The organism is Pseudomonas sp. R4-15 (genome assembly GCF_055768815.1).
Map to the genome: position 1 here is coordinate 269,576 of NZ_CM147293.1, position 21,670 is coordinate 291,245.

Sequence of the window (21,670 nt, forward strand, 5' to 3'; positions counted from 1 at the left end):
CCGCGCTGTTATATTTAGCAGATCCACTTACCCTCATCGTCCAAGGACCGCCCATGAACCCGTTTCGCTGCCTGGCCGCCGCCCTGGCACTCTCCCTCGGCGTTCTCACCCTGCCCGCCCAGGCCCAGGTGAAGCAGTCTGCGGTGGTGAGCTCGAATCCCAGTGGCGACCCGGTGTACAACGCCGACGCGCCCAAAGGCTACTCGATGATGGGTGACCTGCTGATCGCCCGCCCACTGCTTATCGGCCTGACCGCGCTCGGCACGGCGGCCTTCGTCGTCAGCCTGCCGTTCAGCGCCCTGGGCGGCAACGTGGGTGAGTCGGCACAGGCGCTGGTCCTCGACCCGGGCCGCGAGGCCTTCGTCCGCTGCCTGGGCTGCACCAGCTCGCAATCGAACACCCGTTAACGTCCTGCCCGACCCGATGCCTACCCCTACGCCCGGTCGCCCCGGGCCGCTGCTCGGTGCGCTGCTGATCGCTCTCGGCGCGGCGGGCCTGCTGCTGTCGTTCTGGTACAGCCCCGCCTGGCTGCAACTGTGCGCCGGTCTCGCCCTGTTCCTGTTCGGCATGCAATGCCTGGAGGAAGGCCTGCGCCAGCTCGCCGGCGGCGGCCTGGAGAAACTACTGGCGCGGAGCACGGCAACGCCGCTGAAGAGCCTGGCCGTGGGCATGTTCGGCACCGCCCTGCTGCAATCCAGCACACTGGTGTCGCTGCTGAGCATCGCCTTCATCAGCAGCGGACTGATCCAACTGGCCGGCGGTATCGCCATCATCCTGGGCGCCAACCTCGGCGCCACCACCGGCATCTGGCTGCTGGCGCTGGCAGGACAGAACCTCAGCCTCGCCCCCCTGGCGCTACCGCTGCTGGTGCTCGGCGTGGCGGCCAGCTTCCTCGGCCCCAAGGCCCGCGCGACGGGGCGGGTGGTGCTGGGCATCGCGCTGATCTTCCTCGCCATCGAGCAGATCAAGAACGGCTTCGCGGCCTTCGACAGCCAACTCGACCCCAGCCTGTACAGCCACCCGGGGCTGCTTGGCCACCTGGCGTTCTTCCTGCTCGGCACCCTGGCGACGATGATCCTGCAGTCGAGCCACGCCACCCTGCTACTCACCCTCACCGCCATGGCCAGCGGCCAGTTGCAACTGATGCAGGGCCTGGCGCTGGCGATCGGCGCGAACCTCGGCTCCAGCGCCAGCACCGCGCTGGTCGGCTGGTTCGCCGGCAGCCGCGATGGCCAGCGCCTGGCGGCGGCGCACGTGATCTTCAACCTGCTCACGGCGAGCGTGGCGATGCTCCTGCTGCTGCCCTTGCATTGGCTGGTCGAGCTGCTCAGCCGCGGATTGGGCTTCGGTGACAACCCGCTGTTGCAGTTGGCACTGTTCCACAGTCTGTTCAACGCCCTGGGCGTCGCCCTGTTCTGGCCCTGGCAGGAGCGCCTGGCCAACGCGCTGCAGCGCTGGCTGCCGACTCAGCCGGAACCCCAGGTACTGATCACCGAACTCCCCCATGCGCCCCATCAAGCGCCGGTAACCCACGCCCGCTACCTCAACCCGGCGGCGCTGGGCAGCGCGGAAACCGCCGCCGGTGCGGTGACCTGCGAACTACAGCACCTGGGCCGCCTGAGCCTGGAGGTGATAGCCCACGCGCTCTACCTGCCCATCGCCGAACTCGACAAGAGCACGCTCGACGAAGCGCTGCTGCAGGCACGTCCCAACCCCGGCGCGCTGGACGCCGAAGCGCTTTACCAACGTCATGTGAAAGGCGTTTACGGCGACCTGCTGAGCTTCATGGGCCGCCTGGAGCTGCAACTGGACGAAGACCACCAGCACTTCTGGGTCGACTGCCAGTTGGCCGCGCTGCAATTGGTGGACGCCGTGAAGGATGCCAAGCATCTGCAAAAGAACCTCGGTCGCTTCCTCCGCGAGGCCGAATCACCGGCCCGCGAGGCCTACGTGGACCTGCGCCGGCACCTGCTCGGGCTGCTCCGCGAGATTCGCCAGCTCAGTCGCGCGTCCCTCGCCCCGAACACCTTCGAAGCCCATTTGCAGGCGCTCGACGAACGCGCCGCCGCATTCGATACGAAATTTCGCCTGCGCCTGTTCGCGGCGGTTCGCGACGCTCATCTGGACGGCCAGCAAACCAGTTCGCTGATGAACGACCTGGGCTACACCAGTCGAATTTTCCAGAGCCTGCGGAACGTCCTGCGTCTGGCCGAGCGGCATGCCCGCTTTCGCGAACTCGGGCAACCACTGGGCGACGATCCACCGCTGATCCAGAGCGTCCACGGCGAGCTGCATTGATATTTCCACGACCGTGAAAGCGGGACGATGGTGACGATTGCGGGGCACCCGTGACGGGAAAGGAGCGCGTTCGGAGCACCTCCGATCCTCAGGCCAGCCAGTCGAGCGTCAACAGCAGGCGGCGCTGCCCCACCGGCACTTGCGGCGAACGATGGACGATGCCTCTGCCCTCGTTACCCAGCCACTTCTCGCCCTTGAGCAAGGCGACATCGCCACAGGTCAACTGGCGGACCTCGCTTTGCGCCACCTCGGCGTGCGGCAGGCCTCCCGCCAGCCATTGGCTGCCGGGACCGGCATAGGTGGTGACCAGGCGCAGCGGCACCTGGTCGACGTGAAAGCGCGGACACATGCTGCCGTCGAGCGCTCGCAGGCGCAGACCGACACGCCGCGCATCCACCAGGCACGCGTAGGCACTCGTCAACCAGGCGACGTCTTCCAGGAACTCGGCATGCCCGGGAGACGCTTCATGGCCATGGGCGAGTCCGTGCAGTACAGGTGCAGCCTCGTCACCGGCGAATTCCAGGGAAAGGCTCTCCGCCAGGCGGGCGGAGCCGGCCAGCAGGTCGGCACAGAACGCCGAGACCGGCTCGCTCAAGCGGCGTTGCCATACCGCCAGGTTGACCCCCTCTTCGAGAATGCGCGAGAGCACCTGCGGGCTGTCATCGGACACCTGCAGCGGGCTGTCCGGAATCTTCAGAGCAAACATCGACGACCTCCCTCAACTATCGCGCAGATGGCGCTCTTTCCTTTCCTGGCGCTCCTTGGCCTCGATGCACAGGGTTGCCGTAGGCCGTAGCAACAGGCGGGCGAGCCCGATGGGCTCACCCGTCTCCTCGCACCAGCCGTATTCCCCGCGCGCCAGGCGCTCCAGCGCCTCATCGATCTTGTCCAGCAGCTTCTTCTCGCGTTCGAGCATGCGCAGTTGCCACTGGCGCTGCTCCTCGGCGCTGCCGATGTCCACCGGATCGCTGTTGGGCTCCTGCTCACGCAGCGCCTCGAACTCGGTGGCAATGCGTTCCTGCAACTGCGCTCGCTGTTGCAGTAGCAGCTCTCGGAAGAAGACCTGTTGGCGCTCGTCCATGTAGGCCTCGGCAGGTTGTTCCAGTAACTCTTGCTCGTTCATGGCCTGTTCCGGGTAAAGTTGTTATAACCTAACAATTTAGTATCCCAGGGCTCCCTGGGTGCGGCCGGGGTAGCGCCTCGGCACACAGGGTCGCACCGCGAGCGGAGCCCGATTGAATCTCTGTACGTTACAACATAACATTAAATCACCGAGTGTTAGCTAGCCTGCGACCTGCCCTCCTGCTCCCAACGAAACAACGGGCGACGACTGCCTAAAGCCCGTCCGATAGCGTGGACTGCGTAATGAAAACGACCCCGGCCATCCCCGACAGCTACGCCGCCTGGCGCCATTGCATCACCGTGGAATGCGGCATTCCGCTGAGCGCCGCGTTCATCGAACGGCGCCTCGCGATACTCGCCAACCCCCAGGAATACGAGGCCCAGCGCTTCGCCGAGGTCTGTGGCCCGGCGCACCGGCAGGCCGTACTCGCCTGGTTCGAACAGGCCGCCAAAGACCTGCAAAGGGAACGAGCGTCGCACTAGCGCCCCCCCCCCCCCCGCATCGAGACCCTGCTGCCGCAGGCTCCCCCTGCCGAGGAAACACCGTGTCGATCCTGAATCTCCTGGGAAGACTTTCCCAGCTCCAGCGCGGAGCACTCATCGCCGCGCTTGGAACCGTCGCGCTCGCCGTCATCTGGCCGATCAGCGAACACCGCACTCAACCCTCCGAGATCGTGCCCGCACAGCCGCAGCAAACGCCACAAGCCACGCCCATCGCCGCTTCCACCCCGGCACCGAGCGCCCCTGCGACGCCGCGTATCGTCGACTACCGGATACAGGCGGGCGACACCCTCAGCGGCATCTTCCAGCGCCAGGCACTGGACAACGCCACGCTGCACGGCATCCTCGCCGCCGATGAGGACCTGCTGGAGCTGGAGACGCTGCGCCCCGGTCAGGACCTGCAGTTCGAATGGAGCCAGGACGGGCAGCAGTTGCAGCGCCTGACGCTGATGATCCAGCCCGGTCACCGGGTCGATTACCGGCGGCTGGAGGATGGCTCGGGCTTCGCGTACGAACAGATCGTCAGCCCCAGTCACTGGCAGGAACAGGTACTGGCCGCGAGCATCCAGGGCAGCTTCTACGCCAGCGCGGCGAAGGCCGGACTGAGCGACGCCGACATCGACCAGGCGCAGCGCATCCTCGGCGACCGGGTGAACTTCCGACGGGACGTGCGCGCCGGCGATCCTTTCCAGATCGTCATCGAGAACGAGCGCCTCGAAGACGGCACGCCGACCGGCGAGACGCGCATCGACGCCATTCGCCTGAGCGCGGGCAAGCAGGCCATCACGGCCTTCCTGCACGACGACGGCAGCTATTACGACATCCATGGTCAGAGCCTGCAGCGCGCCTTTCTGCGCTACCCGACGCTCAAGCACTATCGGGTGAGCTCACCCTTCAACCTGCACCGCCTGCACCCGGTCACCGGACGCGTCGCGCCGCACTACGGGGTGGATTTCGCGATGCCGGTGAATACGCCGATTCTCTCCATCGGCGACGGCGTGGTGGTGCGGGTCGGCAACCACCCCTATGCCGGCAAGTACCTGTTGATCAAGCACTCCGGGCGCTACGCCACCCGTTACCTGCACCTGAACAAGATTCTCGTCAAAGCGGGCCAGACGGTCAGCCGGGGGCAGCGCATCGCCCTGTCGGGCAATACCGGACGCACCACCGGCCCACACCTGCACTTCGAACTGCACGTGAACAACCACCCGGTGAACCCGATCGACGCGGACATCCCGCTGCTCAAGCAGATACCCAAGACGCAGATGCTGGCCTTCAGCAGGAAGGCGCAGTCCATGCTCGCAGCCATGCAGAGCGCACAGATGAGCGTTGCCCAGCACATCGCAGCCGCTGGCGACGGGCAAGGTTGAAGACCGAGTCGTTACGAAGGACGCGGCTCGCTCACCGAACGGCGTCGAGGCTCGCGCCCTGCCCCGCGCGGGATGAGGTCCAGACCTCGGCGTCCCCCACCCCCCGCGGATCGCTGGCCGCCTCTACCCTGTCCTCGTCCTTGCGCCAGCGCAGCACCTGCAGGTTGCCGTAGCCGTCGGGGATTTCCTGCAGGCGATAGCCGCGCCGCTGCAGCTCGGCCCGCTCGGCGGCGTCGAAGGCCTGCGGCTCGTGCTGGATGACGTCCGGCAGGTACTGGTGGTGGTAGCGCGGCAGGGCCGGCCAGTGGGCGATGGGCGCGCCGTCCAGGTAGTCGAGGATGCCGAGCAGCACCATCGACGGAATGCGACTGCCGCCCGGCGTGCCGAACGCGGAGAAATCCTCGGCGCTCTCGATGAAGGTCGGGCTCATGCTCGACAGCGGCCGCTTGCCGGACGCGACCAGATTGGCATGCGCCGCGCTCAGCCCATAGGCGTTGCTGCCCTCGGGGTCGGCCGCGAAGTCGTCCATTTCATCGTTGAGCACTACGCCGGTACCGGGCACGCTGAACGCCGCGCCGAACGGCAGGTTGATCGACAGGGTGGCCGCCACCGCGCTGCCCTCGGCATCCATCACCGCGAAGTGGGTGGTGTGGTTGCCCTCGCGCCAGGCCGGCGCCGGCGGCAGCTCGCTGCTCGGGGTGGCACGCTGCGGATCGATGCCCCTGGCCAACGCGGACAGGTAATCACGATCGAGCAGTTGGGCGAGCGGCACCGCCACCTGATCCGGGTCCCCGAGCAGGCCTCGGTCCCGATAGGCCCGGCGCAACGCCTCGACCACCAGATGCACCCTGTCCACGCCCTGGGTCGCTTGCCAGTTGCGCGCCTCGAGCATCGCCAGACTCTGCGCCAGAGCCACGCCGCCGGCCGATGGCGGGGGTGCCGAAATTAGTTCGCGGCCGCCGGCCAGGCTGAAACGCAACGGCGCACGCCAGGCCACTTGGTAGTTTTCCAGGTCGCTGCGGCTCCAGACGCCGCCGCCAGCGCGCACGCCGTCCACCAGCCGCGCCGCGGTCTCGCCGGCATAGAAACCCTCACGTCCCTGCTCGGCAAGCCGCATCAGGGTCTTGGCGAGCTGAGGCTGGCGCAGGTTCAGGCCCTCGGCGGGCACCTCACCGTCACGCAGGAACAAGCGGGCACTCTCGGGATCGCCCCGCAGGGCCTCCAGGCGCCACTGCGCGCGCTGGCGATAGACGCGGTCCACGGCGAAGCCTTGCTGCGCCAGGCGAATCGCCGGCGCCAGGCTGCGCGCCAGCGGCAAGCGCCCCTGCTCCTCGGCGAGGCTGACGAGCGCCGCAGGCAACCCGGGAATCGCCGCGGCCAGCGCACCGTCCAGGGACAGGCGCCGCTGCGCCTTGCCGTCCACCAGGTACATGCGCGCATGGGCCGCCGCCGGCGCCTTCTCGCGGGCGTCGAGGAACAGGTAGCGTGGCTGCTCGCCGGCCTGGCGCAGCAGGAAGAACCCCCCGCCGCCCAATCCCGAGCCATAGGGCTCGACCACCGCCAGCGCGGCGGCGATGGCCACCGCGGCATCGGCGGCGTTACCGCCGGCGTCGAGTATCTCGCGTCCGGCCGCGCTCGCCGCCGGGTGCGCCGTGGCCAGTGCGGCCCGACCCGGCGCCGGAGCGGCCTGCAAGACCCCGGCGAGGAGCAGCAGCAGGCCACCAAGGCAGGTGCGCAGGCCGTGACTGAGCACCCGTCAGGCCTTGCCGGTGATCTTCAGGTATTTGTCCATCAGTTGCTCCTTGCTCTCGACGTTGCTGTCGTCGAGGGGGATGCAATCGACCGGGCAGACCTGCTGGCACTGCGGTTCGTCGTAGTGACCGACACACTCGGTGCACAGGTTGGGATCGATGACGTAGATCTCCTCACCCTGGGAGATCGCGCCGTTCGGGCACTCGGGCTCGCACACGTCGCAGTTGATGCAGTCATCGGTGATTTTCAGGGACATGGCCACTCCAGCCCCGGACGACAGTCGGGGGCACACACAGGGGAAAGAGGCGAATTGTGCCGCATCCCTCGCCCGGCTGCACGCCGGGTGTCAGTGCGCGAAGCGCTCGCGCAGGGCCTTGGCCACGACGGGATGCACGAACTTGGTGATGTCGCCACCGAGGTTGGCGATCTCGCGTACCAGGGTGGAGGACACGTAGGAAAGGTGCTCCGAGGGCGTCAGGAACATGCTCTCGACGTGCGGCGCCAGTTGCCGGTTCATGTTCGCCAACTGGAACTCGTACTCGAAGTCCGAGACCGCGCGCAGGCCGCGCAGCAGGATGTTGGCGTTCTGCTCCTGGACGAAATGCGCGAGCAGGGTGGAGAAACCCACCACCTCGACGTTGGCCAGATGGGCGGTCACTTCGCGTGCCAGCGCCACGCGCTGCTCCAGGGGGAACAGGGGATTCTTCTTGGGACTGGCGGCGACCGCGACGACCACGCTGTCGAACAGTCGGGAAGCCCGCTCGATGAGGTCGCCGTGGCCCTTGGTGATAGGGTCGAAGGTGCCCGGATACAACACTCGGTTCATCGCGACGTCCTGGCAGGCTGGGAAAAGCCCGGATGGTAGCGCAGGGGCGCGCGACGGCCAAGCGAAGGGCAACGGCCGCGATCATCGGCGAACGCTACGCCTGCGCGCCAGCTACCGAGCTAGAGCCTCCGGACTGCAGACGCTCGACCAGCGCACTGCTCAAGCGCGCGGCGAATGCATAGACCGACAATTGCGGGTTGGCGCCGATGCTGGTGGGGAAGATCGAGCCGTCGTGGATCGACAGGTTCTCCAGTTGGTGATGCCGGCCAAGGCTGTCGACCACCGCCCGCCGCGGGTCCTCGCCCATTGCGCAACCACCCATGACGTGGGCGCTGCCCAGCCGCGTGCGGTAGAGCGCCAGGTCCAGCCCATCGATCAGCTCGCGGGCGGCCTGCGGGGTCTTCACGTAGTCGGCGTCGGCGTGGATCGGCAACACGGCCCGCGCACCGGCGGCGAACTGAATCTCCGCCATGCTGTGGTAGGCGCGCCGTACGCCGTCCCAGGTGTAGTCGGTCATGCGGTAGTCGAGCACCGGCGTGCCGTCGTCACGCAACTTCACCGTGCCGGCGGCGCTGTCCGGGTGAAAACCGTCGCGCAACAGCGCCAGCAGCATGTTGGTGTGCGGCAGTTGGGCCATGCGCTGGGCGTTGTCGCTGCCCGCACGGCCGAGCAGGGAGGACGCCAGCGCCGGCTGCAACGGCGGTGCTTCGAGCTTGTAGGACATGCGTCCGCTGACTCCGTCCTGCCACTGGAAGTGGTCCGAATAAATCGACTGCGGCGCGCCGTAGAACGGATTGACCACCTCGTCGAACTGCGCCGCCGAGAAATTCACCAAGTGCAGGAAGGTGCGCTGACCCACCACGCCATGCGGGTCCGGCGCCTGCGAGCGCAGCAGGATCGCCGGGGTGTTGATGCCGCCTCCAGCGAGCACCACGTGGCGCGCATGCACGCGGATGCGCCGTCCACTGGGCGCCACCGCGCGCTCGTCCATGGCCAGGCAGTCGACGCCGACGACCCTGTCGTGTTCCACCAGCAGGCGCTCGGCGCGTGCCAGGTAGAGCAGCTCGCCGCCGGCTTCGAGCATGGCAGGGATGGTCGTCACCAGCATCGACTGCTTGGCATTGACCGGGCAGCCGAGCCCGCAGTAACCCAGGTTCCAGCAGCCGCGCACGTTACGCGGGATGACACTCCAGTGATAACCGAGCGCTTCGCAACCCCGGCGGATCACCTCGTTGTTGCTGTTCGGCGGCAGCGCCCAGGGCGCCACACCCAGGCGCTGTTCCATGCGCGCGAACCAGGGCGCCATCGCCGCCTCGGAGTGGCCGCGCACGTCCCAGGTTTGCGCCCAATGCGCCAAGGTCGCCGGGGGCGTGCGGAAGCTCGAGGTCCAGTTGATCAGCGTGGTACCGCCCACCGCGCGCCCCTGCAGGATAGTGATCGCGCCATCCTCGCTCATGCGTCCGATACCTTCCTGGTAGAGCTCCGCGTAGGCCTGCGGCTCGCGCAGCTTGAAGTCCGAGCTGGTCCGCAGCGGCCCCTCTTCCACCAGCAGCACGGCGAAACCGGCCTGGGCGAGGATCTCCGCAGTGACGCCACCCCCGGCGCCACTGCCGACCACCACCACATCCGTCTCCAGTTGCAGATCCTGCTGCAACCGGGAGGCGTCGTGGGTCTTCCAGCCGCGGGCCATGCCTTCGCGGAACGGATCGGGTTGCGCCATCGAAAGGCTCCTGTTCAGACCTGCGGCGGGCCGGGATAACCGCAATGCGCCCAGGCGGCATCGCTGCCGTACCAGGCCATGATCACCAGTTGCAGCAGCGAGGCGTGGCCCATCTGCAGCAGGTCCAGGCGACTGTTCCGCCAGCGCGCCAGAAACCGCCGGATGTCCTCGGCCGAGGCCTGCTCCCACGCGCCCCAAATGCCGGTCAGCGGGCCGCGGGTGAATGGCAGCGCGAGCACGTCGAAGAGTTGTCGGGTCAGCTTGAGCATCGCTGGCGACAGGTGCTCCAGCGCGTAATCCAGGTTAGCCAGGGTGAGTCGTCGGGCATCGTCCATCCGGGCGGGCAGCGCTGCGCCTTCGAGCAGCACCGGGACCAGCGCAGCGAGCACCGGCAGATCGCCCTCGCGCAGCATTCGGTAGCCCGCCGCGGGACGCTCGCCACTGCAACCGCCCAGGCTGGCGAGCAAACCGCCACCGGCCAGCAACGCCGTACTGCACAGACCGAGGCGCAGCAACTCGCGGCGCCCCGGATCAGCAAGCCTCTGGTTCATGCCTGCGCTCCTGCGTCAGCGAATGAACAGCCGGTAGACCAGGCGCTGCAGCCACCCGCCATAGGGCGGGTAGACCAGGCGAGCGGCATTGAAGTGGCCCTTGACGAACACCGCCTTGGCCTTGCTGAAGGTCAGGAAGCCTTCGTGACCGTGGTAGTGGCCCATGCCGGAAGGTCCGATCCCGCCGAACGGCATGTCGTCCTGGGCCACGTGCAGCAGGGTGTCGTTGAGGCATACTCCGCCGGAGTGGGTGCGCTCCAGCACCTGACGCTGCTGGCGACGATCGTGGCCGAAGAAGTACAGCGCCAGCGGACGCGGCCGCTCGTTGATGTAGTCGATGGCCTCGTCGAGATCGCGGTAAGGCACCACCGGCAGCAGCGGCCCGAAAATCTCCTCGCGCATCACGCGCATGTCGTCGTCCACATCGAGCAACAGGGTATGCGGCACGCGTCGGCCCTGTGCCTCGTCGAACAGCGGCAGCAGCCGCGCGCCCCGGGTCTGGGCGTCCTCCAGGTAGGCATTCAGCCGTGCGAGCTGGCGGTCATTGATGATGGCCGTGTAGTCCGGGTTGTCCGCCAGGCGTGGGTAGAGACGGCGCAGGGCCGCACGGTACTCGCCGACGAAGGCCTCCTGCTGGCTGGCGGGCACCAGCACGTAGTCCGGGGCGATGCAGGTCTGCCCGGCATTCAGCGCCTTGCCCCAGGCGATGCGCTCGGCGGCCTGCGCCAGGTTGGCATTCGGCGCCACCAGTGCCGGGGACTTGCCCCCCAGCTCCAGGGTCAGCGGCGTCAGGTTGTCCGCCGCCGCGTGCATCACCTGGCGGCCGATACCGGTGGCGCCGGTGAACAGCAGGTGGTCGAACGGCAGGCGGGAAAAGGCGATGCCCACCTGCACCTCGCCGGTGACCACGGCGACCTGCTCTTCATCGAAGATACGCGCCAGCAGGCGCTGCAGCAGGCCGGCGAAGACCGGGGTGGACTCGCTCATCTTGATCATCGCGCGATTGCCCGCGGCGAGTGCGCCGATCAACGGCCCGATGGCGAGGAACAAGGGGTAGTTCCACGGCACCATGATGCCGACCACGCCCAGTGGCTGGTAGACCACCCTGGCACTGGCCGGCTGGAAAGCCAGTCCCACCGAGCGCCGCGAGGGTCGCATCCAGCCGCGCAGGTGGCGCCGCGCATGGCGAATGCCCTGGATGCACGGCAGCAGCTCGGCCAGGCGCGTTTCATCGGCGCTACGTTGGCCGAAGTCTGCGTGGATCGCTTCGATGATCGCCTGCTGCTCCTCGACCAGCAGCCGGCGCAGGGCATCGAGCCCGGCGCGCCGCTGACGCGCGCAAGGCATCGGTTCGCGGCGAAAGGCTGCGCGCTGGCGCTCCAGTAGCTGGTGCAGATGTTCATCGATGGCGGAACGGGCCTGCAGGTGGGGCTGCAGCGGAGTGACTTCGGCGACCATGACAGAGGCTCCTCGAACGCGACAGGGTGGCGCTCGTTGTCCTGTTTATTGTTGTCCTGCGCAGTGTAGCCAGCCCCCGCCCGCGGCGAGAGGCTGGCTACCCGGTCGAAAGTAGGGTCTGCGCCCCCTAGAAACTGACCTTGGAGAAGTCCTGCCGACCGAACGGGCTGACCTGGTAGCCCTTGACGTTGCTGCGGGTCAGGGCGCTGGCGGTCGGATGCGCCAGCGGCAGCCACAGCGCCTGGTCGTGGATCAGCTTCTGCGCCTCGCCATATAACGCACTGCGCTGGGGCTGCGAGGACTGCCGACGCGCCTCGCCGATCAGGCTGTCCAGGCGCTCGTCGCAGAAACGTGCGAAGTTCAGCCCCGACTCCAGCGACGCGCAGGAGAATTGCGGGGTGAGGAAGTTGTCCGGGTCGCCGTTGTCACCGGCCCAGCCCATGAACAGCAGATCGTGCTCGCCGGCTTTGGCGCGGCGAATCAGCTCGCCCCACTCGATCACCCGAATCTCGGCGCGGATACCCACCTTGGCGAGGTCGGCCTGCAGCATCTGCGCGCCCAGGCTCGGGTTGGGGTTGAGCACGCTGCCCGAGGGGCGCGTCCAGATCGTCGTGGCGAAGCCATCGGCAAGCCCGGCCTCGGCGAGCAGCGCGCGAGCGCGCTTGGGGTCGTAGGGATAGTCGGCGAGATCCTTCAGGTAGCTCCAGGTATTGGGCGGCAGCGGGCCCTTGGCGGCTATCGCGCTGTCCTCGAACACCGCCTTGAGGTAGCTCTGCTTGTCGAAGGCCAGGTTGATCGCCTGGCGGACCAGCGCGCGATCGAGCGGCGGATGCTCACTGTTGAGGGCGACGAACGCGGTCATGAAGGCCGGCGTGGAGACCACCGCAAGGTTCGCATCGGCCTTCGCTGCCTGGATGTCCTGGGGCTTGGGCGAGAGGGCGATCTGGCACTCGTTGCGCCGCAGCTTCTGCAGGCGCACGTTGGCGTCGGGAGTGATGGCGAAGATCAGCCCGTCGAGCGCCGGCTTGCCGGCGAAGTAGTCGGGATTGGCGACATAGCGGATCACCGCATCCTTCTGGTAGCGCTTGAGGACGAAGGGGCCGGTGCCGACCGGCGCGCTGTTGAGCTTCTGCGGCGTGCCAGCGGCGAGCAGTTGCGCGGCATATTCCTCGGAATAGATCGAGGCGAAGCCCATGCTCAGGGTGGCGAGGAAGGTCGCGTCCGGATGGTTGAGGGTGATCTTCACATGCTGCGGATCCGGCGCCTCCAGCGACTTGATCAAGGCCGGCCACTGCATCGACTGGGCATGCGGATAGCCCCCGGCGGCGCTGGCGTACCAGGGATGCTGCGGATCGAGCATGCGCTCGAAGCTGAACAGCACGTCCTCCGCCTGCAGCGGGCGCGTCGGCTTGAAGTACGGCGTGTGCTGGAAGGCCACGCCATCGCGCAGGGTGAAGGTATAGCTGAGCCCGTCGGCGGAGACGTCCCAGTGCGTGGCCAGGCTCGGCACCAATTCGCCGCGTTCGGCATCGTAGTCCAGCAAGCGATTCATCAGTACGTCGGCCGACGCATTGGTGGTGGTCAACGAGTTGTACTGCACCACGTCGAAGCCATCGGGACTGGCCTCGGTGCAGACCGCCAGCGTGGCCGCCTGGGCCAGCAGCGGAGAAAACAGCAGGGGCAACAACAGCGCACGCATGGGAGACTCCGATGGTCATGACGGAAGGCCCTGCCGTGGGGCCGCGGATGGGTTACCCTAGCCCACCGGCCGCCCGTCGACAACGAGCGCTGCATCAACGGCCCGCCTTGCTACGCCGTGGTCCTTTCTGATATAAAGCTGCGCTCTTTTCTGGGGGCCCGGTCGTCGTCGCCTATTCAATGGCAGACAGCCTGGTCGGTAAGACCTCCGGTCAAACGAGAGTCAACGAGTTCAAGCGGCCAACCCATGCCGGGTTGGGCATGTGGTTACAGAGGGCTGAGTCATGTCGAGAGTCTGTCAAGTTACCGGTAAGGGTCCGGTAACCGGGAACAACGTTTCCCACGCACACAACAAAACCCGCCGCCGTTTCCTGCCGAATCTGCAGCACCATCGTTTCTGGGTCGAATCCGAGAAGCGTTTCGTGCGTCTGCGCGTTTCCGCCAAGGGCATGCGCATCATCGATAAGCGTGGCATCGACGTCGTTCTGGCCGAGCTGCGCGCCCGCGGCGAAAAGTTCTAAGGGAGAACTCTCATGCGTGATTTGATCCGTTTGGTGTCCAGCGCCGGTACCGGCCACTTCTACACCACCGACAAGAACAAGCGCACCACCCCCGACAAGATCGAAATCAAGAAATTCGATCCGGTGGTTCGTAAGCACGTGATCTACAAGGAAGCCAAGATCAAGTAATTGATCGGCCCTTGATCGCTCGCCCCGTTTGCGCGGTGCGAGCCAGAACAGGCTCCCGGGGCGACCCGGGGGCCTGTTTTCGTTCTAGGCGCTTTTCTCGAAGACCACGTAGACCTTGCGACAGGTGCTCAGCACCTCCCACTCGCCGCGAAAGCCGGCGGGAATCACGAAGCGATCACCGGCCCGCAGCAGCCGCTCGCCACCGGCCGCATCGCGCAGCAGCGATTCGCCAGCGAGAATCTCGCAGTACTCGTGCTCGCTGTAGGCCACCGTCCAACGCCCCGGCTCACCTTCCCAGATGCCCGCACCGAATTGCTGGCAGGGGCTCTCGTAGGCACTCCAGACGCGCTGCAGCGGATCGCCGGCGCGCACCTTCTCGGGGGCCGGGCGGTAGCTCAGCGGCTCACCCTGCACGGGGCCGATGTCGATGAGGGAATCCAGGTTCATGGGGCGCGCTCCACGGCTAAAAGCGCAGTCTATGTGCGATAAAACGAACAGCAAAGGCCGCCTTCGCCGGTCACGTAAAATATATTGAAAACCCGCCAGACGCTGGTTTAGGGTGGCCGGATATTTCCCGGCGGCCACGTTGCCGCATGCCCGAAGGAGTTCCGTATGACCACCCTCACCCGCAGCGACTGGGAACAGCGCGCCAAGCAGCTGGCCATCGAATCCCGCGCCTTCATCGACGGCGAATACCGCCCTGCGGCCTCGGGCGCCACCTTCGACTGCATCAGCCCGGTGGATGGCCGCGTGCTGGCGGCGGTCGCCAGTTGCGACGCCGCCGACGCCGACGCGGCGGTGCTGGCCGCGCGCCAGGCCTTCGAAGCCGGCAGTTGGTCGCGCCTGGCGCCGGTCAAGCGCAAGGCGGTGCTGCAGCGCTTCGCCCAGTTGATGCGCGATAACGCCGAGGAGCTGGCCCTGCTGGAAACCCTGGACATGGGCAAGCCGATTTCCGATTCGCTGCACATCGACGTCCCCGGCTCCGCCCGCGCCATCGCCTGGTGCGCGGAAGCCATCGACAAGATCTACGACGAAGTGGCCGCCACCTCCCCTGACGAACTGGGCCTGGTGACTCGCGAACCGGTCGGCGTGGTCGCCGCCATCGTGCCCTGGAACTTCCCGCTGATGATGGCCTGCTGGAAACTCGGCCCGGCACTGGCCACCGGCAACTCGGTGATCCTCAAGCCCTCCGAGAAGTCGCCGCTCACCACCATTCGCATCGCCCAGTTGGCGATCGACGCCGGCATCCCGGCCGGCGTGCTCAACGTGCTGCCGGGCTACGGCCACACCGTCGGCAAGGCGCTGGCCCTGCACATGGACGTCGAGACCCTGGTGTTCACCGGCTCCACCCGCATCGCCAAGCAACTGATGATCTATGCCGGCGAATCCAACATGAAGCGCGTCTGGCTGGAAGCCGGCGGCAAGAGCCCGAACATCGTCTTCGCCGACGCCCCCGACCTGCAGGCCGCCGCCGAGGCCGCGGCCGGCGCCATCGCCTTCAACCAGGGCGAAGTCTGCACCGCCGGCTCGCGCCTGCTGGTGGAGAACTCGATCAAGGCGCGCTTCGTGCCGATGGTGGTCGAGGCGCTCAAGGGCTGGAAGGCCGGCAACCCGCTGGACCCGGAAACCAACGTCGGCGCGCTGGTGGACACCACCCAGATGGACACCGTGCTCGGCTACATCCAGGCGGGCCACGACGACGGCGCCACGCTGCTGGTCGGTGGCAAGCGCGTGCTCGAGGAAACCGGCGGCACCTACGTGGAACCGACGATCTTCGACGGCGTGGACAACGCCATGCGCATCGCCAAGGAAGAAATCTTCGGCCCGGTGCTCTCGGTGATCGGCTTCGATGACGCCGAGGAGGCCATCCGCATCGCCAACGACACCGTCTACGGCCTGGCCGCTGCGGTGTGGACCAGCGACCTGTCCAAGGCCCACCGCAGCGCCCGCGCGCTGCGCGCCGGCAGCGTCTGGGTCAACCAGTACGACGGTGGCGACATGACCGCGCCGTTCGGCGGCTTCAAGCAGTCCGGCAACGGCCGCGACAAGTCGCTGCACGCCTTCGACAAGTACACCGAGATCAAGGCCACCTGGATCAAACTCTGACCTGATCCCCCTCCCGCCTGGAGAGCCGCGCCCTAGGGGCGCGGCGTTCGTTTATGCCCTGGAAAACCTATTTCGCCGTGGTTTCGGCGGTGCTGAGCATCGGCCTGGCGCTCGGCATGACCCTGCCCCTGGTCTCCCTGCGCCTGGAACAATGGGGCTACGGCAACTTCGCGATCGGCGTGATGGCCGCCACTCCGGCGTTGGGGGTGCTGCTCGGCGCCTCGCTGGCCGGACGCCTGGCCGCCCGCCTGGGCACGCGCCGGCTGATGCAGGGCTGCCTGCTGATCGGCGCAGCCTCGGTGGCGTTGCTGGCGCTGCTGCCCAGCTACTCGCTGTGGCTGCTGCTGCGCCTGCTGCTCGGCGTGGGCCTGACGGTGGTCTTCGTGCTCGGCGAAAGCTGGATCAACCAGATCGTCGTGGAGCGCCTGCGCGGGCGCCTGGTCGCGCTCTACGGTACCGGCTATGCGTTGAGCCAGCTCAGCGGCCCGCTGTTGCTGGGCGCTCTGGGCACCGATCACGACGGCGCCTTCTGGGCCGGCACGCTGCTGTTGATGCTCGGTGCGCTAGCACTGGCCAAGCGCACCGGCGCACCGCGCGCCGAGGCGCACGGCAGCCTGGGACGTGGCCTGCTCGATTTCTGCCGGGACCTGCCACCGGTGGCCTGGGCGGTGATGCTGTTCGCCGCCTTCGAGGCCATGGTGCTGACGCTGCTGCCGGTCTACGGCCTGCGCCAGGGCTTCGAGCAGAGCGACGCGCTGCTGATGGCCAGCGTGGTGGTGATCGGCGATGCCCTGCTGCAACTGCCGGTGGGCTGGCTGGCCGACCGCGTGTCCCGCGCCCGGCTGTTCCTCGCTTGCGGGCTGATGCTGCTGCTCACCAGCCTGGGCATGCCGCTGCTGTTGCACACGCCATTGCTCTGGCCGCTGCTGGTGCTGTTCGGCGCCAGCGCCGGCGGTCTCTTCACCCTCTCGCTGATCCTCATTGGCGAGCGCTTTCGCGACGACGCGCTGGTGCGCGCCAACGCCCATGTGGCGCAGCTCTGGGGCCTCGGCTGCCTGGTCGGACCGCTGCTCACCGGCGCCGCCAGCCAATGGGCGACCGGCCACGCACTGCCATTGCTGATGGCGGTCGGCGCCGCCGGCTTCGTCGGCCTGGCGCTACGCTTCGCCGGACGCCTCAGCCTGGCTAGCGACTGAGTGGCGCACTTGCGCAGCGCCGATCTGCAGCTTAACTGTTCATCTGCACCCGAGCGGGCCTGGTGGCCCGCCGCCAACGGATGGAGCGCTGCGCATGACCAGCCTGCTGCTGTACAAGGAGATCAGGGCCCTCAACCGCGACGAGCATCGCGCACTGCGTCTGCGACCGGCGCAAGGCTGCGAATACGCCGCCCATACGCACCTCGTGCCGCTGGCCGGCGCCGAGTTCGCCCAGGCCGCACGCCACTACCCGATCCTGTTCATCGGCGAGGGCGGACAGCCGATGCCAGTCGCCCTGCTCGGACTGGCCAAGGAGCGTAACGACTTCCTCGATGCCCAGGGCCAATGGCGCTCGCACACCTACGTGCCGGCCTTCGTGCGGCGCTATCCCTTCGTGCTGACCCAGCACGAAGGCGACTTCACCGTCTGCTTCGATGCCGCCTACGCCGGCTGGAACGAACGCGAGGGCCGCGAGCTGTTCGACGCCAGCGGCAAGAACAGCGCCTTCCTGGAGGAGATGATCCAGTTCCTGCAGAACTTCACCCTGGAGATGGAGCGCACACGTGCCTTCGTGACGCAGCTCAGCGCCCTGCACCTCCTGCAGTCACGCACGCTGCAACTCAACCATCACAGTGGTGAACACCTGACCCTGCGCGACGTCCTGACGGTGGACGCGCAGCGACTCGGCGAACTCCCGGATACGGAAATCGCCGGCCTGCAACGCAGCGGCCACCTGGCCTGGATCCATGCCCACCTGCTGTCCCTGAGTAATCTCGACGCGCTGTTCGACGACTATCTGGCACGCCGCTAGGGCTGGCTCCCCCTCTCCCCAACCCCTCTCCCTTGATGGGATAGGGCCGGGGAGAGGGTGAGCCCCAAGGAACGCGGCCCAACGATCCCCTAGCCCAGCGCATTCAGAGCATGCGTTCCAGCCCGATCACCCGGGCGAACCAGGCGTTGAAGCGCCGCCACAAGCCGCCCGGCTCCCGGGTCAGCAGGTAGCGCTGGCCACCATCCTCGGCCAGCCAGACCAGGCGCTGGTTACCCGCGGCATCGCGCTGCAGGCGAACCTCGTAGCTCAGCGCCGGGGTCATACCCTCCAGGGTCGCCGCGCGCGTCTGCTGCGCCAGTTCGCGACTGTCCACCAGCACGCCGACCTCGGTGTTCCACAGCACCGAGCGTGGGTCGAAGTTAAGCGAGCCGATGAACACCCGACGCCGATCCATCACCACCGCCTTGCTGTGCAGGCTGGATTCCGACGAGCCGCTCAGGTTGTAGGTCGGCTCCTCATCGGGCTGGCGGCGCAGTTCGTGGAGTTCCACGCCGGACTCCAGCAGCGCGCGCCGGTAGGGCGCGTAGCCGCCATGCACCGCGGGAACGTCGGTAGCCTCCAGGGAGTTGGTCAGCACCCGCACGCGCACGCCACGCTGGGCAAGGCCGGTGAAGTAGTCGACCCCCGTCTGCGCCGGCACGAAGTAGGCCGAGATCAGCAGCAACTCCCGGTGGATGTCGCGCAGCGCCGGAGCCAACTGCGTGGTCATCAGCAGCGACGGATCAGGCGCGCCCTCGCTGAGTACCTTCTGCGGCGGGTCCCAGTAGGCCTGGGCTGGCGCCCAGATCAGCTCGCCGAGCCAGTCGTCCAGGCGCGGCCGGACCTGGTACTCGTGCAGGCGCGCATAGGCATCCGGGCGCTGCTCGCGCTGCTGGGCGAAGTAGCCCGGCAACGCCTGGCGCGCCAGTGCCAGTTGTCCCCGCCGTGGCGGATCGTTGAGAAAGTGCTGGATCGGCTGGCTGAGCGGGTCGTTCCAGTAGGCGTCGAAGCTCTCGCCGAGCTGCTGCGCCACCGGCCCGGCGGCGAGCAGGTCGATATCGGTGAAGTTCAAACCCGGTTCGGCATCGAAGTATTCGTCGCCCAGGTTTCGCCCGCCGACGATGGCCACGCGGTTGTCCGCCAACCACAGTTTGTTGTGCATGCGCCGATGCTGCAGCGAGAGATGGAAGGCCCTTCCCAGCAACCGCGTGACGGTGGTCGCGCGGCCCAGGTGCAACGGGTTGAAGACGCGGATCTGCACGTTCGGATGCGCCGCCAGCAGGCTGATCTCGTAGTCCTGGCCATCGCTGGTGGTGTCATCCAGCAGGATACGCACGCGCACGCCGCGGTCGGCCGCCTGCAGCACCTCGGCGGTCAGGGTGCGGGTACTCAAGCCGTCGTGCACGATGTAGTACTGCAGGTCCAGGCTGACCTGCGCCTCGCGCGCCAGCTCGGCGCGGGCGCTGAAGGCCTCATTGGCCGAGGACAACAGGCGCAGGCCCGAGTCGCCTGGCGAATGCTTTGCGGCCTGCGCCTCGACCCGCTGGGCCAACGCGCTGTCGGCGGCCGGCAGCACCTGGCTCGGCTGTGCCGGCCAAGGGCTTCCGGCACAGCCGGTGAGCAGGAGCAGCAACACGAACGGCAGGCATCGGGGCAAGGGAGCGCTCTCCACGGGGACGATATGCCTTCGACGCTGCCGCTGCGTTTTGATTCGCCCGGCGCGCCAGGCGGCTGCTGTCGCGCCCCTACCCCTCCGCGAGCAATTCGCTGGCCGCCTCGCCCACCGTGCGCACCGCCGCTTCGATCACGTCCGAAGCGGGCGCGGCGTAGCTCATCCGCAGGCAGTGGCGATACTTCCCCGCCGCCGAGAAGATGCTTCCCGGCGCGATCTGTACGCCACGCGTCGGCAGCAGGCGCGCCAGGCGCTGGCTGTCGAAGCCCTGGGGCAACTCCACCCAGAGCATGAAGCTGCCCGCAGGCCGGCTGGCCCGGGTACCGTCGGGGAAGTAACGCGCCACCTGGTCGATCATGCGGTCACGACCGGCCTGGTACTGGGCGCGCATGCGCCGCACGTGGGGCTCGTAGCGACCCTGGTCGATGAAATCGCAGAGCGCCAACTGCGGCAACAGCCCACTCGGCCCGCTGCTCATGTACTTCATGTGCAGCACCCGGTCGTAATAGCGACCCGGAGCGATCCAGCCGACCCGCAGCCCCGGCGCCAGGGTCTTGGAGAAGGAACTGCAAAGCAGCACGCGGCCATCCTCGTCGAAGGACTTGATGGTGCGCGGCCGCGGATAGTGGTAGGCCAGGTCGCCGTAGACATCGTCCTCGATGATCGCCACGTCGTAGCGCTGCGCCAGCGCCAGCAACTCGCGCTTGTTCGCCTCGGGCATGATGTAACCCAGCGGGTTGTTGCAGTTGGGCGTGAGCTGTATGGCCTTGATCGGCCACTGCTCCAGCGCCAACTCCAGGGCCGGCAGGCTGATGCCGGTGAGCGGGTCGGTGGGCAACTCCAGCGCCTTGAGGCCGAAACCCTTGAGCGCCTGCATCACCCCGTGGAAGCTCGGCGAGTCGACCGCAACGATGTCGCCGGGTTGGCACAGGCTGCGGATCGCCACCGACAGCGCCTCGTGGCAACCGGTGGTCATGATCAGTTCGCCAGGCGCCACCTGGCAGCCGGAATCGAGCATCAGGCGGGCGATATGCTCACGCAATGGCGCGTGACCATAGAGACCTCCGTAGCTCAGGCTCTGCAGCTCCTGGCGACGCCCCAGGCGGGCCATCGCCCGTGCCAGGGGGCGCAGCGTCGGCACCTCGATGTCCGGGCGTCCGCGACCGAGCTGGATCAGCCCATTGTCCGGCTCCTGCCCCATCAATTCGAGCACCTGCTCCCACTGGCCGACGTCCACCGGCCGTCGCGGCGCGCGCCCGACCGCCGGCAGCGCCGGCAGCTCACGCCGCGGCGGCACGAAATAGCCGGACTTGGGCCGCGCCTCCGCCAGCCCGCGATCCTCCAGCAGACGATAGGCCTGCTGCACGGTCGACAGGCTGACGCCATGCTCCTGGCTGAGCACCCGCACCGAGGGCAGGCGTTCGCCTGGGCGGAACAGGCCAAGCTCGATGCGCGAGCCGATTTCATCGGCCAGCGAGTCATACAGATTCATAGGACCAATCCACAATCAGTACAGATGAGCGAGAAAACTACCATTCAGATACACCTCCGGCCAATCTGTATGGAAAAAATAGCTTTTCTTTGCATCTGTAACGCAGCGACTGCCAGCGGCACCATGGACTGCCATAGGAGGAACTGCCATGACCGCCCAGCAACGCTTCGAAACCCGCACGCCCCAGCCCGACTCGCTGCCCCAGGAAGTCGCCCGTCCGACCTTCGGCGCCTGCCTGTACGCCGCCTGGGTTCGCGTACGCACCCGCCGCGCACTGGCCCATCTGACGATGGCGGAAATGGCGGATGTCGGCATTACGCGATGCGACGCGCTGCAGGAACTGTCCGTCCCCCTGTGGAAGATCTTCCGCGACGCCCTGCGCCAACGCTGAGCCATCCGGCCTCGCCG

General features: G+C 67.4%; 22 protein-coding genes. 10 read left to right on the plus strand and 12 right to left on the minus strand.

Annotated features, from left to right (window positions below; translation table 11 throughout):
- Positions 1 to 53 precede the first annotated feature (53 nt).
- Both ACYRGX_RS01380 and ACYRGX_RS01385 read left to right on the plus strand, forming a co-directional pair.
- Positions 54 to 407 carry a multidrug transporter gene (locus ACYRGX_RS01380; protein WP_473054828.1) on the plus strand — a complete coding sequence of 118 codons (354 nt, stop codon included), beginning with the start codon at positions 54 to 56 and terminating at the stop codon, positions 405 to 407.
- A gap of 16 nt (positions 408 to 423) precedes the next feature.
- Positions 424 to 2,298 carry a Na/Pi cotransporter family protein gene (locus tag ACYRGX_RS01385; RefSeq protein WP_473054829.1) on the plus strand — a complete coding sequence of 625 codons (1,875 nt, stop codon included), beginning with the start codon at positions 424 to 426 and terminating at the stop codon, positions 2,296 to 2,298.
- An 88-nt stretch (positions 2,299 to 2,386) separates the two neighbouring features.
- On the opposite strand, the gene ACYRGX_RS01390 is transcribed toward ACYRGX_RS01385, so the two are convergent.
- Together ACYRGX_RS01390 and dksA are read right to left on the minus strand one after the other, a co-directional pair.
- Positions 2,387 to 3,004 (minus strand): DUF1826 domain-containing protein, encoded by a 618-nt coding sequence (locus ACYRGX_RS01390; RefSeq protein WP_473054830.1) that lies wholly within the window; start codon positions 3,002 to 3,004, stop codon positions 2,387 to 2,389.
- 12 nt (positions 3,005 to 3,016) lie between these two features.
- The gene (gene dksA / locus ACYRGX_RS01395) at positions 3,017 to 3,421 is read right to left on the minus strand and encodes an RNA polymerase-binding protein DksA (protein ID WP_473054831.1); all 405 of its coding nucleotides are present in this window, start codon (positions 3,419 to 3,421) and stop codon (positions 3,017 to 3,019) included.
- A 242-nt stretch (positions 3,422 to 3,663) separates the two neighbouring features.
- On the opposite strand from dksA, the gene ACYRGX_RS01400 reads away from it, so the two are divergent.
- Positions 3,664 to 3,903, plus strand: a complete 240-nt coding sequence (locus ACYRGX_RS01400; protein WP_473054832.1) for a hypothetical protein — start codon at positions 3,664 to 3,666, stop codon at positions 3,901 to 3,903.
- Between the two features lie 62 nt (positions 3,904 to 3,965).
- On the plus strand, positions 3,966 to 5,291 hold the full coding sequence (locus ACYRGX_RS01405) for a peptidoglycan DD-metalloendopeptidase family protein (protein WP_473054833.1): 1,326 nt from the start codon (positions 3,966 to 3,968) through the stop codon (positions 5,289 to 5,291).
- Between the two features lie 31 nt (positions 5,292 to 5,322).
- Here the strand turns inward: ACYRGX_RS01405 and ggt are convergent, their stop codons facing one another.
- The 7 genes from ggt to ACYRGX_RS01440 form a co-directional block, all read right to left on the minus strand.
- Positions 5,323 to 7,044 carry a gamma-glutamyltransferase gene (gene ggt, locus ACYRGX_RS01410; protein WP_473054834.1) on the minus strand — a complete coding sequence of 574 codons (1,722 nt, stop codon included), beginning with the start codon at positions 7,042 to 7,044 and terminating at the stop codon, positions 5,323 to 5,325.
- A 3-nt stretch (positions 7,045 to 7,047) separates the two neighbouring features.
- Positions 7,048 to 7,299 (minus strand): YfhL family 4Fe-4S dicluster ferredoxin, encoded by a 252-nt coding sequence (locus tag ACYRGX_RS01415; protein WP_473054835.1) that lies wholly within the window; start codon positions 7,297 to 7,299, stop codon positions 7,048 to 7,050.
- Between the two features lie 90 nt (positions 7,300 to 7,389).
- Entirely contained in the window at positions 7,390 to 7,869 is a 480-nt protein-coding gene (coaD, locus tag ACYRGX_RS01420) for a pantetheine-phosphate adenylyltransferase (RefSeq protein WP_473054836.1), read from the minus strand.
- 94 nt (positions 7,870 to 7,963) lie between these two features.
- Complete coding sequence (locus ACYRGX_RS01425) at positions 7,964 to 9,589, minus strand: GMC family oxidoreductase (protein WP_473054837.1); 1,626 nt, start codon at positions 9,587 to 9,589, stop codon at positions 7,964 to 7,966.
- A 14-nt stretch (positions 9,590 to 9,603) separates the two neighbouring features.
- Positions 9,604 to 10,140 carry a twin-arginine translocation pathway signal protein gene (locus tag ACYRGX_RS01430; protein WP_473054838.1) on the minus strand — a complete coding sequence of 179 codons (537 nt, stop codon included), beginning with the start codon at positions 10,138 to 10,140 and terminating at the stop codon, positions 9,604 to 9,606.
- Between the two features lie 15 nt (positions 10,141 to 10,155).
- The gene (locus tag ACYRGX_RS01435) at positions 10,156 to 11,598 is read right to left on the minus strand and encodes a coniferyl aldehyde dehydrogenase (protein WP_473054839.1); all 1,443 of its coding nucleotides are present in this window, start codon (positions 11,596 to 11,598) and stop codon (positions 10,156 to 10,158) included.
- Positions 11,599 to 11,725: 127 nt separating this feature from the next.
- A complete protein-coding gene (locus tag ACYRGX_RS01440; protein ID WP_473054840.1) occupies positions 11,726 to 13,297 on the minus strand; it encodes an ABC transporter substrate-binding protein in 1,572 nt (523 codons plus the stop codon).
- 283 nt (positions 13,298 to 13,580) lie between these two features.
- Between ACYRGX_RS01440 and rpmB the strand changes: the two genes are divergently transcribed.
- Both rpmB and rpmG read left to right on the plus strand, forming a co-directional pair.
- On the plus strand, positions 13,581 to 13,817 hold the full coding sequence (rpmB, locus tag ACYRGX_RS01445; protein WP_473054841.1) for a 50S ribosomal protein L28: 237 nt from the start codon (positions 13,581 to 13,583) through the stop codon (positions 13,815 to 13,817).
- Positions 13,818 to 13,829: 12 nt separating this feature from the next.
- A complete protein-coding gene (rpmG, locus tag ACYRGX_RS01450; RefSeq protein ID WP_003284185.1) occupies positions 13,830 to 13,985 on the plus strand; it encodes a 50S ribosomal protein L33 in 156 nt (51 codons plus the stop codon).
- 84 nt (positions 13,986 to 14,069) lie between these two features.
- Here rpmG and ACYRGX_RS01455 read toward each other — a convergent pair whose 3' ends face one another.
- Positions 14,070 to 14,432: a cupin domain-containing protein gene (locus ACYRGX_RS01455; RefSeq protein ID WP_473054842.1), complete on the minus strand. Its 363-nt coding sequence runs from the start codon at positions 14,430 to 14,432 to the stop codon at positions 14,070 to 14,072.
- Positions 14,433 to 14,597: 165 nt separating this feature from the next.
- Here ACYRGX_RS01455 and ACYRGX_RS01460 point away from each other — a divergent pair, with 165 nt between their 5' ends.
- The 3 genes from ACYRGX_RS01460 (at position 14,598) to ACYRGX_RS01470 (ending at position 18,098) form a co-directional block, all read left to right on the plus strand.
- The gene (locus tag ACYRGX_RS01460; protein WP_473054843.1) at positions 14,598 to 16,091 is read left to right on the plus strand and encodes an aldehyde dehydrogenase; all 1,494 of its coding nucleotides are present in this window, start codon (positions 14,598 to 14,600) and stop codon (positions 16,089 to 16,091) included.
- Between the two features lie 53 nt (positions 16,092 to 16,144).
- The gene (locus ACYRGX_RS01465) at positions 16,145 to 17,287 is read left to right on the plus strand and encodes an MFS transporter (RefSeq protein WP_473054844.1); all 1,143 of its coding nucleotides are present in this window, start codon (positions 16,145 to 16,147) and stop codon (positions 17,285 to 17,287) included.
- A 94-nt stretch (positions 17,288 to 17,381) separates the two neighbouring features.
- Positions 17,382 to 18,098, plus strand: a complete 717-nt coding sequence (locus ACYRGX_RS01470) for a SapC family protein (RefSeq protein ID WP_473054845.1) — start codon at positions 17,382 to 17,384, stop codon at positions 18,096 to 18,098.
- Between the two features lie 103 nt (positions 18,099 to 18,201).
- Here ACYRGX_RS01470 and ACYRGX_RS01475 read toward each other — a convergent pair whose 3' ends face one another.
- Positions 18,202 to 19,755, minus strand: a complete 1,554-nt coding sequence (locus ACYRGX_RS01475) for a phospholipase D family protein (RefSeq protein ID WP_473054846.1) — start codon at positions 19,753 to 19,755, stop codon at positions 18,202 to 18,204.
- An 88-nt stretch (positions 19,756 to 19,843) separates the two neighbouring features.
- Entirely contained in the window at positions 19,844 to 21,262 is a 1,419-nt protein-coding gene (locus ACYRGX_RS01480) for an aminotransferase-like domain-containing protein (RefSeq protein WP_473054847.1), read from the minus strand.
- Between the two features lie 148 nt (positions 21,263 to 21,410).
- Here ACYRGX_RS01480 and ACYRGX_RS01485 point away from each other — a divergent pair, with 148 nt between their 5' ends.
- Complete coding sequence (locus ACYRGX_RS01485) at positions 21,411 to 21,653, plus strand: DUF1127 domain-containing protein (RefSeq protein ID WP_473054848.1); 243 nt, start codon at positions 21,411 to 21,413, stop codon at positions 21,651 to 21,653.
- Positions 21,654 to 21,670 lie beyond the last annotated feature (17 nt).

What these genes read in the sequence shown, in the direction of transcription:
- ACYRGX_RS01380 (WP_473054828.1), top strand. Translation starts at nt 54, where the DNA reads ATGAACCCGTTTCGCTGCCTGGCCGCCGCCCTGGCACTCTCCCTCGGC.
- ACYRGX_RS01400 (WP_473054832.1), top strand. Translation starts at nt 3,664, where the DNA reads ATGAAAACGACCCCGGCCATCCCCGACAGCTACGCCGCCTGGCGCCAT.
- rpmG (WP_003284185.1), top strand. Translation starts at nt 13,830, where the DNA reads ATGCGTGATTTGATCCGTTTGGTGTCCAGCGCCGGTACCGGCCACTTC.
- coaD (WP_473054836.1), bottom strand. Translation starts at nt 7,869, where the DNA reads ATGAACCGAGTGTTGTATCCGGGCACCTTCGACCCTATCACCAAGGGC.
- ACYRGX_RS01460 (WP_473054843.1), top strand. Translation starts at nt 14,598, where the DNA reads ATGACCACCCTCACCCGCAGCGACTGGGAACAGCGCGCCAAGCAGCTG.
- ACYRGX_RS01430 (WP_473054838.1), bottom strand. Translation starts at nt 10,140, where the DNA reads ATGAACCAGAGGCTTGCTGATCCGGGGCGCCGCGAGTTGCTGCGCCTC.
- ACYRGX_RS01480 (WP_473054847.1), bottom strand. Translation starts at nt 21,262, where the DNA reads ATGAATCTGTATGACTCGCTGGCCGATGAAATCGGCTCGCGCATCGAG.
- dksA (WP_473054831.1), bottom strand. Translation starts at nt 3,421, where the DNA reads ATGAACGAGCAAGAGTTACTGGAACAACCTGCCGAGGCCTACATGGAC.
- ACYRGX_RS01465 (WP_473054844.1), top strand. Translation starts at nt 16,145, where the DNA reads ATGCCCTGGAAAACCTATTTCGCCGTGGTTTCGGCGGTGCTGAGCATC.
- ACYRGX_RS01385 (WP_473054829.1), top strand. Translation starts at nt 424, where the DNA reads ATGCCTACCCCTACGCCCGGTCGCCCCGGGCCGCTGCTCGGTGCGCTG.
- ACYRGX_RS01485 (WP_473054848.1), top strand. Translation starts at nt 21,411, where the DNA reads ATGACCGCCCAGCAACGCTTCGAAACCCGCACGCCCCAGCCCGACTCG.
- ACYRGX_RS01470 (WP_473054845.1), top strand. Translation starts at nt 17,382, where the DNA reads ATGACCAGCCTGCTGCTGTACAAGGAGATCAGGGCCCTCAACCGCGAC.
- ACYRGX_RS01425 (WP_473054837.1), bottom strand. Translation starts at nt 9,589, where the DNA reads ATGGCGCAACCCGATCCGTTCCGCGAAGGCATGGCCCGCGGCTGGAAG.
- rpmB (WP_473054841.1), top strand. Translation starts at nt 13,581, where the DNA reads ATGTCGAGAGTCTGTCAAGTTACCGGTAAGGGTCCGGTAACCGGGAAC.
- ACYRGX_RS01415 (WP_473054835.1), bottom strand. Translation starts at nt 7,299, where the DNA reads ATGTCCCTGAAAATCACCGATGACTGCATCAACTGCGACGTGTGCGAG.
- ACYRGX_RS01455 (WP_473054842.1), bottom strand. Translation starts at nt 14,432, where the DNA reads ATGAACCTGGATTCCCTCATCGACATCGGCCCCGTGCAGGGTGAGCCG.
- ACYRGX_RS01390 (WP_473054830.1), bottom strand. Translation starts at nt 3,004, where the DNA reads ATGTTTGCTCTGAAGATTCCGGACAGCCCGCTGCAGGTGTCCGATGAC.
- ACYRGX_RS01435 (WP_473054839.1), bottom strand. Translation starts at nt 11,598, where the DNA reads ATGGTCGCCGAAGTCACTCCGCTGCAGCCCCACCTGCAGGCCCGTTCC.
- ACYRGX_RS01440 (WP_473054840.1), bottom strand. Translation starts at nt 13,297, where the DNA reads ATGCGTGCGCTGTTGTTGCCCCTGCTGTTTTCTCCGCTGCTGGCCCAG.